Origin of the sequence: Peribacillus muralis, from assembly GCF_001439925.1 — a bacterium.
GTDB lineage: Bacteria > Bacillota > Bacilli > Bacillales > DSM-1321 > Peribacillus > Peribacillus muralis.
The window spans coordinates 1-10551 of sequence record NZ_LMBV01000049.1 but is presented as its reverse complement, the minus strand read 5'-3'; the positions used below and the strand labels follow the sequence as shown (position 1 = coordinate 10551).

The following is a 10551-nucleotide window of genomic DNA, read 5'->3' as shown; positions in this document are numbered from 1 at the left end:
TACGCGAACCGTACGTACGGTGTTGTGAGAGGGGCGAAAATAATACATTTATTTTCCCTCTACTCGATTGGAACTAACGGGGCAGGATAGTTAAGATGAACTTCTATCTCTTCTGAAAACGAAAAGTTTTAAATGATATAAATAAATATAGAATCATAAACGGAAAGAGAAAAATCGTTTGATTCAAATAAAAAAGGAAGTGGGACATATCCTTCTTCCTTTTATCGTATAAATATTGATCCACCAGTCCATGTAATGTAGAGGCTTCCACTTATAACTTTAACACTATAATCCCTATAACGAGCATGTTCACTCAATCCTTGATTTCCCTTTTGGACTGAATTTTTTATATAAATAAATGAATTCAAAGAACTGTAAAATGTATACTTACTTTCATACTCATCTTTTGGCCATTGAAATGGTTCCTTTTCGTGTATAACATAAGGGGAAGAAAGATATTTACCACTTTTAATAAAAGTATAGTTTTCGGATAAAATGGAAAACGAACCTAATAAGTAAAGTAAATTAGCAAAAACAACTATATTAAGCAAAGTACTTTCTTTCTTTTTATTAAGCTTAATCTTTTTCGATAGTATAGAAATTGAAACAGGCATAGCAATTAAACCAATTAATGCAATCCATTTATCAAGAGGTTCGCCATTCACCCATATTAGTATTCCCATTAATCTCAATAGAACAAAGAGTAACACAAAAGCCGTTAATAATGATGATAGGCAGATGATAAACTTCTTAAACTTCAATGATTTCACCTCTTCGGAATTTTACCATTTATACGGTTTTCAGTAAATATAATGAAAAATGAATAAACCAAAGTTAAGTAAATCAGCAGATTTAAATATTTTTAAATGTGTACTTGGATAACATCGAATGAATTACCACCAAGATAACGTAGCCTTGAATTGTTTACTTCCTAATGGTTTGTGAAATATTTTACTTAAACTAACGGGTGCGTTAGCTGAAGATCAGAGTTTTCTTTAAGACAGCTTTTTTGAGGCAGGATGGTTGCACAATTTATAAATTGAATAGTCTAAAGTTATAGAGCATTTCGCTGTAATGTGAATGCTTTTTATTTTGCCCGAAAAAATCTATAAACAATAACAATATCTCAAAAATCAATAATGTTTTATTGTAAAACGATAAAAAGTATGTTAAATTCAATTTTGACAATAAATAAATGAGGTGCTTTTTATGAAACGAAGTTCAACACTCTTTTTAAAGGTGGCTGTTATTTTTATTGGCATTCCTGTTCTTGCTTTGTGTCTATTTTTATTGCCTCAGATAGCGAATGAAGCAAATGAAGCAGCAAAAAGAGGTTCAGATTTAGCTTATGTTGTATATGGCCTTTTAATGGTTATGTATGTTTCGGCAATCCCATTTTACTTCGCTTTGTATCAATCCTTTAACCTATTAAGCTATATTGACAAGAACCAAGCTTTCTCGGAATTATCTGTAAGAGCTCTGAAGAAAATTAAAAAATGTGCCATCATAATCAGTGGCTTGTATGTGGTGGCCCTACCATTCGTCTTTATCATGGCGGAAGTAGATGACGCTCCTGGTCTCGTACTAGTCGGAATGGTCATGATTTTTGCTCCCATGGTGATTGCTGTCTTTGCGGCTGTTCTTCAAAGACTTTTACAAGAAGCCATCGATATAAAATCAGAGAATGACTTAATAGTCTGAGGTGAATAACATGGAAATAATAATCAATATTGATGTGATGCTGGCTAAAAGGAAAATGAGCGTAACAGAACTTTCGGAGAGGGTTGGAATAACGATGGCTAACCTTTCTATATTGAAAAATGGAAAGGCAAAAGCGATTCGACTTTCCACGTTAGAAGCGATTTGTAAGGCTTTGGACTGTCAGCCGGGAGATCTTTTAGAATACAAAAGTGAAGAGGGCACTCAAGGATAATAGACAACAAATTTCTCATCTTAAGGGGTTGCTGAGGCAGCTCTTTCTTTATGCAACTAACGGGGCAGGATAGTTGCATAATTAGGTGGTTTTTTTATGGGGGGTTTATCGTATGCTTATGAATACCAATAGAATACCAATAGAATAATATATAGACTTTAATAAATTGAACGGATTACTTTATGAATTGTAAAAAAACGACATATCAATTTAGACAAGCCGTTTTTTAGCGTTATATATATTTATCACTAATTAATGTCGGATTTTTTATTGTTCCTCTAATTTAACCTTTTTTATAAAAAGTGAACAAATTAATCCTATAATGGCGACAATTAATACAAAAATAAAACTTTCCTGAGTGCCTGCGACTAATGCTAGTGATTCGTTCGCTGAATTAAACTGATTCTGTGAATCTTGCATAAATCGATCAACGCCTAAAGTTATTATAGTAATTGCAACTGCTGTACCTATAGCACCAGCTATTTGTTGGAGTGTGTTCATAATTGCACTTCCATCCGGATAAAAGCTTGGGGGCAATTGATTAAGGCCATTTGTTTGAGCAGGCATCCATACCAAACAAATACCTATCATTAACAATGAATGAAGCACCACAATGATTGCTATATGAGTATCTAATGTTATGTTTGAAAAAAACAAAAGAGCTACTGTGATAAATGATAAACCTAAGGGAATTAGCCATTTAGGACCGAACTTGTCAAACAACCTACCAGTTACAGGAGACATGAGGGCTTGCAAAATTCCACCAGGTAACAGAACAAGACCTGCTGCTATTGCATTAAGACCGAACCCTTGGATGAGAAACATTGGTAATACAATCATTGCAACCATAGTAAACATCATACAACTAAATATCATAAAAGTACCGAGAGTAAACATGGGATACTTAAAAGCTCGTAAATTTAACATAGGTTGCTCCATTTTTAATTGACGGGTAACAAATACAATTAGAGAAACGAAACCAATTGTTGTAGTAATCATAACAGCGCTGTTTTTTATTCCTGCTGTAGATTCACCTAAGCTACTGAGAGCAAACACAATTCCGCCAAAACCAAGCGTAGAGGTGAAGATGGAAATAACGTCTATCTTGGGTTTGGTTATCGTTGATACATTTTGAATATATCGAATACCTATAAGGAGACAAATGGTATATAAAGGTAGGGGAATCCAGAAAATCCATTCCCATCCTAAACTCTCAAGTATTATTCCAGATAAAGTAGGACCAATAGCAGGTGCTACGACAAGCACTAAACCAAGGAATCCCATTACCATCCCCCTTTTTTCTGGTGGGAAAATTACAAGGATTGTATTAAATATTAACGGCAGCAAAATAGCCATTCCTATAGCTTGTATAATTCGCCCAGTTAACAATAGATCAAAAAAAGGGGAAAGGGCAGCAATTACCGTACCGATCAAAGATAAAGTGATACTGGTAATAAAGAGTTGCCGAGTCGTGAACCATTGCATCAGCAAAGCTGATATAGGAACTAAGATACCGATTGTTAGCAAATAACCGGTCGTTAGCCATTGGGCGGTGGAAGCAGAAATATCAAAGACAATCATAAATTGACTTAAGGCTACGTTCAGCGCTGTTTCACTAAACATGCCTATAAAACCACTTAATAGCAATGCAATCATGATAGGTACAACATTATAATGTACATGTGTGTTTATGTTAGGTTGGTCCTCAGCAATTTTAGTCATCTTAACACTCCTAAAATCATTTATTTTAATAGACATTAAATACTTTTTATATCTCTAATAGGACAAAAATCTATTAATGTCCTATTTAAAATAAAATTGTTCCTCTGTGAGTTCTAAATTGATACTAGTCGCCACCACACTCCCCGAAGCAGCAGCCACGATAAGTTGGGTAGGTCCACCAGTGGTTGCTTCACCAGCTGCGAACAAACCAGGAATTGTACTTTTTCCCATTGCATCCGTCAGAACGGCAGTTTTATCATTTTTTTTATAATTAATTGACTTCAAGAAATCTAACTGAGGAAACCACTTTGGAATTATAAAACCTCCTGTCCGTTTTATTCGAGTTCCATCGATAAATTTCACTTCTTCTAACTGCCCATCTATCCCATTAAAAGATTGAACCATTTGCTCAGATACTAAAATATTTTTAGCATTTAGTTCTTGTTTTTCCTCTTCAGTCAAAACACTTTTTCCATTTGTACAGACCATAAGATCACGAGACCAATTGTAGAGAAGCTTAGCAAAGTGATATATTCCTGGTTGATCAGAAACCACAATTAGAGGACGATCTCTAAGTTCCCATCCATCGCAATAAGGACAATAGAAGATGCTTTTTCCATAATGTTCCACAACACCGGTGATTTCTGGTAGTTCTTCTTTTAAGCCTGTTGCAATTAGCAATTTTCGAGTTTGGAATTCTCCTTGATCCGTCCGAATAAAGAATCCTTGTTCAATTTTTTGCACCTCCAAAACCTTATCTGGATGATGCTCTACAGTTGGATAACTTAATACTTCTTCATAAGCAATGCGTCGAAATTCTGATGGTGTTACGCCATCTTGGGTAAGTTATCCGTGAGAAGCATGTGTAACAGCGTTTCGAGGTTGGTTTGTATCAAAGAGGGCTACCTTTCTTCTAGATCTCCCTAAAACCAATGCTGCATTTAGTCCAGCTGGACCTCCACCTATAATGACACAATCGTAAATCATAAAAAATCCTCCTTTAGTTTATTAAATATCATCAGTAAATTGAACTGCCTAGTTTTCAAAATGAACAAGAACCTTTCCGAATTTACCCCCGGTTGTTACGGGTATTTCATTTCCGTATGACTGGCGTAAATAGCTTTCTGCTTTATTTAACAGTACGCTGTCAGCATTAATCCCATAGTCAATGAACCATTCCGTTAACCGTACTACTATATCTTCTATACTCATTACGGTTACCTTCTTATGGTTTTCTATTAAGGATTGGTATGCATATCCCTCTAGGTATAGTAAATGTAGCAAGTATGCCATATCCGAAGAATTACATATTTTTTTCTCAATATGAATTACAGATAATATCTCTTCCATTAAATAATTTTTTTTTGGTCCTGCCATCATACTGATATAAAAATATTTTCTTGATAAACCCATGGCTTTTTTAACCATTTGCCAATCTGTTATAGCTGGACACATTGATGCAAAGACAAGATCATATGAACTCTTATGATCAGCAACCATTTCTTCAAACGATTTATTAATAACGGAAATGTCTAATGAATGGTTTTTAACATTAGTCGCTAGCATTTCTGCAAAATCTGTTGAGGGCTCTAATGCAGTCACAATGGCACCTCTTTTAGCTAATGGGATGCTAAATACACCGGATGCAGCTCCTATATCCAAAGTAGACATTTCCTGGAACGATAGAACTTGATTTTCAATCCATTTTATAATTCGTTCGCTCCGCTCTCTACCTTCAACACTAAAAGAACTTTCGTTATATGCCTTAGCCCATTTGGAAAAGCCCTTTGATTGATAAGATCCTATACCTGCTTGTTTCATTTGTTTTAAGGATGCATTTGGGTCATTATCCCAAGCATCTTCCCAAACTTGCTTATTAAATAAAAGCTCATTCATTAATTATTCCTCCACATCATTCATATACTTTGTAGATACATTATATCTATAATTAGCTGTAAGAATAGACAACGAACGTCAATTCATTGTCTTATTCTTTATTAAGTCTGCAATTGTCGTTTTTCTTAACTTCTCTTCCATTTTCTCTTCAGCTGAAACCATGACTTTTTCAATAGGGCAACCTGGACCATGTTCGAAATGGCAGTCAAATAAGGATGCCTTACCGTCAATAGCTTGTATAATATCTAAAAAAGAAATGGATTCCCAATTATAGGGTAATGAATAGCCACCCTTAGCTCCGGACACTGAAGAAACCATGCCTTCTTTCACCAGTTTTGTTAAAATTTTAGAAAGGTATGCCTGAGAGACATTTTGTTGTTCCGCAAGTTGTTGAACACCAACTGGTTTGTTTGTAGATGATGATAATGCTAAGTGCAACATTGTATGAAGAGCATAATTTGTACCTCTTGAGAATTTCATGTTCTAATCCCTCCAATCAGAGACTTGGTAGGTATATAATATCGTTAATATAAGGAGCTGTCAAACATTTTGAAATTAGAGGGGATATGAAATTAGTTGAAAAGAATAAAAAAAGGGCTTTTTAAGCGTACAAAATTTCCAAAATGTTGGCGGTACCCCATTAAGGGGAAATTGAGAAAGAATAAAAAATTTCATTGTTTATTTATTGTACTGATATTTATATTATTTGGGTGTTTAAAAAACAGCCCTTCGATAGTTAGTATTCGCTGATTCAAAAAATGGAACATGAAAAATAATCCTCTTGCTGCCTTTACTACCGAAGAAATTTGGGTATTTTACCGGTAAAAAAATGGATGAAAAAATTACGACTATTAAAGTTGATGGTTCAGAGGAAATGAATTTGAGTTTAGTTCATTAAGGAACATAAAAATGATCAATCTTTTTTATAAATGGATAATCCAATTAAATAGTATAAGGGCATGTTTTGATTAATTCTTTTCAGACATGCCCTTTCTATTTATTCATTTTTCAAGATATCTTGTATTAGTTCGATCAATTAGTTTCAAATCTAAAAAAGATAAATCCTAACAGGTTATTGGACGTAGAATAATGAATGAACAGGGTTTTATAAAGTGAATGGTAACAAAAAACTTATTCAAAGCGCCATGACATGTATTCAGAAAAGGATGAGTTTTGTAAAAAATAATAACTTCTATAAAATTAGAATATTATTTATGATCTAATATAATAGATAGCTAATGGTGTTTTTTTGTTCAGCAATCGGGCCAAATTGTGGAACATTAACTTTTTATAAGAGTCAAATGTCATACTTGTATGAAAACTTCCCTCTTGGTGAGGAAATGGTAACTTATACAATGTAAAGAAAAAGTAACTGATAGTGGGGTCAATAGGTCAATGTAGGTATTAAGGACAAAACAAATTATTCAAATTTGGTGTATACTTTAAATATAGAGAATATTGGTAGTTAAGGAGTTAATCATGTTAAGATTTTACTGTTATATGCCTTAGCTATCCCGATAAGTGTATTAATGCATAAAATTGGACACGGTATTGGTGTAGTTTGCATTTCAAAGTCACATGTTCATGTTTATATAGGAAGCAGAAATGAAGGAAATAAAGAAAACTTGAAATTAGGAAGGCTAGTAAACGCCAGAAGGCAATAGCTTTGGCTAGAGGGCCATATATGTCGTTACTACTTGGGATTTTATTGGGTATTATGGTTATTGTGGTACCCTCTGGGGATTTGCATTCCTTTTTATGGGGATAACAATTTTAACATTTCTCAGTTTGTATTAACAACCATCCCAATTACTTACCCTCCGTGGATGGTTGTTATATCCCGTCAAGGACATAGTATGAAACAGTGCTTAAATAAAGGAGTTGTATAAAATGGATGAAAAAAAAGATACAGAAATTAAACGATCTTCAAAAGCAGAAAATATTCTACCTAAGATCAATAGTAAAACTAAGCTAGGCGATTTACGAAAAATCGCGAAGGACATTAAAAAAGATCACGAACTAGCTATGGAACTTTGGTCAACCGAAGAGTTTTTGCCCAGACTATTAGCAATCTTAATTATGGACAAAAAACTTCTTTCACAAGATGTGCTAAATAAGCTTGATAAGGATATGCAGACTCACACTTTTGATGAGCGAAATAACTTAATGGATTGGTTAATGGCTAATCAGCTCACCAAAGACAAGAAGAAAATTGCATTGATGGAGTCTTGGGAAAATAGTCCTTCTGCTCTTCAAAGGCGAGCTTTCTGGTATTATCAAGCGCGATTGAGATGGACTGGACAAACACCGCCTGATAACACCGCAGACTTGCTATCTGCATTAGAAGCTAATATTACGCAGGAAGAACCGGAAGTTCAATGGGCTATGAATTTCACCGCTGGCTGGATAGGCGTTTATGATGAAAAGAATCGTGCACGTTGTATTAAACTTGGTGAGAAAACGGGTCTTTATAAAGATGAAATAGTATCCAAAGGATGTACTCCCAGCTATTTGCCGGAGTTCATTACGATTGAAGTTAACAAACGACATAATAATTAGTTACCTCTGAAAAATGGCTTGGACCGAAAAATAAAGAAAACAACGCGTTATGGCAGCTAGTTAGTGAAATATGCAAAGAAGATGTAGAGGATTAACCACTATCTCTTTTTGATCTGTAGGAAGCTTAAAGAGGCGAGACTTTAATGCTGTTTTACCCCAAAAGAAAACCGCCATTTGAAAAGGCGGATAATTAAACTATCGTTTCCCGTTAGGTGCAATGAATCCCGAAGCATTGTTTCCTAATTACCCTCCAATATAACAAGTGAATAAACTGGACCACCACCACCTGCACCTGACATAGCACTCTGAGAGACAACCTTCCATCCCTCTTGCAAAAGTTGATTTAAATCACTTAAGTTATTCTTCTTATCGGTAATATAATAAACTACGATTGCCTTTTGCATGATACACCTCCAGAACTCATTATTTCATATATAATATTTCATAATTCTACTCATTAGTCCATCAATGAGAAGCCTAATAACTTTTGTTCCAAATGTAATCATTAAACCGTGATGTCCCTGCTTTGAAAAAATACCTCATTAACCGCAATAATATTTCCTACTTCAATTACTAAACCTGTTTCTTCTTTTGTTTCCCGAATAACAGCTAGTTCTAAGGTCTCTCACGGAGAAATTACAATTGAAGACAAGAATGAAATTGCTGAGATTAAATGGGTGGACATACATACTGCCAATAACTTAATGCCTTACCATAAAGATGGAGTAGAAAGATAAGAAGTGTTACAATAGTGGTGAAAAATTGGAATGAACAAAGTTCTTGGTTCAGATCCAATTTTATTGTAAATTACTGGTTATAAACAAGCAGTAAAAAGACTTTGCAATAAAAACATTTTAGTGTTTTTATTGATATATGCAAAGTTAGCAGTACACTATTAAAGTAATAAGGTATACTTCAGTGAGATAAGGTATATTATATTTGTTGAATAGATACTCTTTACAGACAAGAAAAGTAGGTGAACAAAGTGGGAAAATATCAATTGGATTACAAAAGTCAGGTAGCTGTGACAAAGTTTCATGAAAAACAGAAGCCTGCCAAATTTGATAAAAAGCAGCAACTTGAAAAAATACGTGCGGAGTATTTGAAAAAGAAACAATCACAAACAGATAAATAATAGTACTGAAAACATAGGAAGATTAAAATCTACCTATGTTTTTCTTATTTGAAGATCTTTTTTTCAATGGATGATGATGAAGTTTATTATTACCATGAATATTAGCAGCCGTTATTTTGGATACACCAGTAATCTCCAGTGGAAATTATTAGGTTGCACTATATTTCCCAGATAGAAGCTTTCTTGCAATTGTCGGGTGATTGAACTTGAACTAAATGGGCGGTTAACTTACCTTGAAAAAAGAGAACAATGATGAGAATGATTTTAGCAAACAGAAGAACACATTTCTGTTTGCGATGGAGGGATAAGATGAATATTCTTGTGACAGGATTTACTGGAAAAGTGGGTTTTGAAGTAGCCAAAATTTTAAAAGAAAAAGGGATCCCCATGAAATGCGGGGTGAGAAATGTAGAGAAGGTTAAATTGAATTATGGAGATGCTTATGAATTTGTTAAGCTCGACTTTACAGATCCAACCACATTTGAAAGTGCATTAAACCATATCGATAAAATATTTCTGATTTATCCGCCAGGCGACATGATTAAGTTCGAAAGTTTTTTACAACAGGCAAAAGAAAAGGGCATCAATCACATTGTCTATTTGTCCGTTAAAGATGTTCAATTCTTGCCGTTTATCCATCATTTCAAAAATGAAAAGCTACTTAAAAAGCTTGGCGTTTCTTATACCTTCATTCGTGCCGGATATTTCATGCAAAATCTAAATGATTTTCTTGGGGAAGAAATAAAAGAGAGACAGCGAATCTTTATACCTGCTGGGAAAGGAAAGACCAGCTTTGTGGATACAAGGGACCTTGCCGAGGTGGCGTCAATAGCTTTGCAAGATACAGAGAAGCACCAAAATAAGAAATATGTGATCACAGGTGATGAGGCGTTTGACTTTTACCGAGTTTCAGACATCATGACCGAGGTGCTGGGCGTTAACATCCAGTACACCAATCCTTCTGTTAAAGAATTTAAAGAATTTATGCTCAAAAAAGGTGTGAATAAAGAATTCGTTAATGTGGTAGTAGGTATTCATTTCCCAACAAAACTGGGATTGGCTAAAGGGATTACACATGATTATGAAACTATTACGAATAAGAAGCCAACTAAAATTAAGAAATATATTAAAGATTTTAAAGGCAAATGGATGTAACGGTTATATGTAGTTTATCGGGCACGATTCTTTTAATAACAATCGCTTTTCATAATGAACTAAAAGGTGAGTTAGCTGAAGTTCGGAGCTGTCTTTAAGGCAGCTTTTTCGTGCGCCCGGCATGGGTGCAATCTATAGGGTGTGAGTCCCG

General features: G+C 34.5%; 11 protein-coding genes and 1 pseudogene. 5 read left to right on the top strand and 7 right to left on the bottom strand.

The window, feature by feature from the left end; all coding sequences use genetic code 11:
* Positions 1 to 221: 221 nt before the first annotated feature.
* Complete coding sequence (locus ASU00_RS23755) at positions 222 to 761, bottom strand: hypothetical protein (RefSeq protein ID WP_057915911.1); 540 nt, start codon at positions 759 to 761, stop codon at positions 222 to 224.
* 448 nt (positions 762 to 1209) lie between these two features.
* Between ASU00_RS23755 and ASU00_RS23750 the strand changes: the two genes are divergently transcribed.
* Positions 1210 to 1701, top strand: coding sequence for a DUF2975 domain-containing protein (locus tag ASU00_RS23750; protein WP_057915910.1), 492 nt, complete (start codon positions 1210 to 1212; stop codon positions 1699 to 1701).
* A 10-nt stretch (positions 1702 to 1711) separates the two neighbouring features.
* Entirely contained in the window at positions 1712 to 1933 is a 222-nt protein-coding gene (locus ASU00_RS23745; protein ID WP_057915909.1) for a helix-turn-helix domain-containing protein, read from the top strand.
* Between the two features lie 267 nt (positions 1934 to 2200).
* Here the strand turns inward: ASU00_RS23745 and ASU00_RS23740 are convergent, their stop codons facing one another.
* The 4 genes and pseudogenes from ASU00_RS23740 to ASU00_RS23725 all read right to left on the bottom strand — a co-directional run bounded on the left by ASU00_RS23740 (position 2201) and on the right by ASU00_RS23725 (position 6031).
* Positions 2201 to 3655 carry a DHA2 family efflux MFS transporter permease subunit gene (locus ASU00_RS23740; protein WP_057915908.1) on the bottom strand — a complete coding sequence of 485 codons (1455 nt, stop codon included), beginning with the start codon at positions 3653 to 3655 and terminating at the stop codon, positions 2201 to 2203.
* Positions 3656 to 3736: 81 nt separating this feature from the next.
* A pseudogene (locus ASU00_RS23735) lies at positions 3737 to 4642 on the bottom strand (NAD(P)/FAD-dependent oxidoreductase).
* 48 nt (positions 4643 to 4690) lie between these two features.
* Positions 4691 to 5551 (bottom strand): class I SAM-dependent methyltransferase, encoded by an 861-nt coding sequence (locus tag ASU00_RS23730; RefSeq protein ID WP_057915907.1) that lies wholly within the window; start codon positions 5549 to 5551, stop codon positions 4691 to 4693.
* A 78-nt stretch (positions 5552 to 5629) separates the two neighbouring features.
* A complete protein-coding gene (locus ASU00_RS23725) occupies positions 5630 to 6031 on the bottom strand; it encodes an Rrf2 family transcriptional regulator (protein ID WP_057915906.1) in 402 nt (133 codons plus the stop codon).
* Positions 6032 to 7441: 1410 nt separating this feature from the next.
* On the opposite strand from ASU00_RS23725, the gene ASU00_RS23720 reads away from it, so the two are divergent.
* The gene (locus ASU00_RS23720; RefSeq protein WP_057915905.1) at positions 7442 to 8110 is read left to right on the top strand and encodes a DNA alkylation repair protein; all 669 of its coding nucleotides are present in this window, start codon (positions 7442 to 7444) and stop codon (positions 8108 to 8110) included.
* A gap of 239 nt (positions 8111 to 8349) precedes the next feature.
* Here the strand turns inward: ASU00_RS23720 and ASU00_RS25625 are convergent, their stop codons facing one another.
* Positions 8350 to 8514, bottom strand: coding sequence for a hypothetical protein (locus ASU00_RS25625; protein ID WP_161809786.1), 165 nt, complete (start codon positions 8512 to 8514; stop codon positions 8350 to 8352).
* A 101-nt stretch (positions 8515 to 8615) separates the two neighbouring features.
* Positions 8616 to 8714, bottom strand: coding sequence for an NUDIX hydrolase (locus ASU00_RS26855; protein WP_330219563.1), 99 nt, complete (start codon positions 8712 to 8714; stop codon positions 8616 to 8618).
* A 381-nt stretch (positions 8715 to 9095) separates the two neighbouring features.
* Here ASU00_RS26855 and ASU00_RS25860 point away from each other — a divergent pair, with 381 nt between their 5' ends.
* Both ASU00_RS25860 and ASU00_RS23710 read left to right on the top strand, forming a co-directional pair.
* A complete protein-coding gene (locus ASU00_RS25860; RefSeq protein WP_057915904.1) occupies positions 9096 to 9245 on the top strand; it encodes a hypothetical protein in 150 nt (49 codons plus the stop codon).
* A gap of 309 nt (positions 9246 to 9554) precedes the next feature.
* Complete coding sequence (locus ASU00_RS23710; protein WP_057915903.1) at positions 9555 to 10400, top strand: SDR family oxidoreductase; 846 nt, start codon at positions 9555 to 9557, stop codon at positions 10398 to 10400.
* The last annotated feature ends 151 nt before the right edge of the window (positions 10401 to 10551 follow it).

Excerpts from the sequence above, each read along its gene's own strand:
- ASU00_RS25625 (WP_161809786.1), bottom strand. The coding sequence starts at position 8,514 with ATGCAAAAGGCAATCGTAGTTTATTATATTACCGATAAGAAGAATAAC.
- ASU00_RS23750 (WP_057915910.1), top strand. The coding sequence starts at position 1,210 with ATGAAACGAAGTTCAACACTCTTTTTAAAGGTGGCTGTTATTTTTATT.
- ASU00_RS23740 (WP_057915908.1), bottom strand. The coding sequence starts at position 3,655 with ATGACTAAAATTGCTGAGGACCAACCTAACATAAACACACATGTACAT.
- ASU00_RS23710 (WP_057915903.1), top strand. The coding sequence starts at position 9,555 with ATGAATATTCTTGTGACAGGATTTACTGGAAAAGTGGGTTTTGAAGTA.
- ASU00_RS23720 (WP_057915905.1), top strand. The coding sequence starts at position 7,442 with ATGGATGAAAAAAAAGATACAGAAATTAAACGATCTTCAAAAGCAGAA.
- ASU00_RS23725 (WP_057915906.1), bottom strand. The coding sequence starts at position 6,031 with ATGAAATTCTCAAGAGGTACAAATTATGCTCTTCATACAATGTTGCAC.
- ASU00_RS23745 (WP_057915909.1), top strand. The coding sequence starts at position 1,712 with ATGGAAATAATAATCAATATTGATGTGATGCTGGCTAAAAGGAAAATG.
- ASU00_RS23730 (WP_057915907.1), bottom strand. The coding sequence starts at position 5,551 with ATGAATGAGCTTTTATTTAATAAGCAAGTTTGGGAAGATGCTTGGGAT.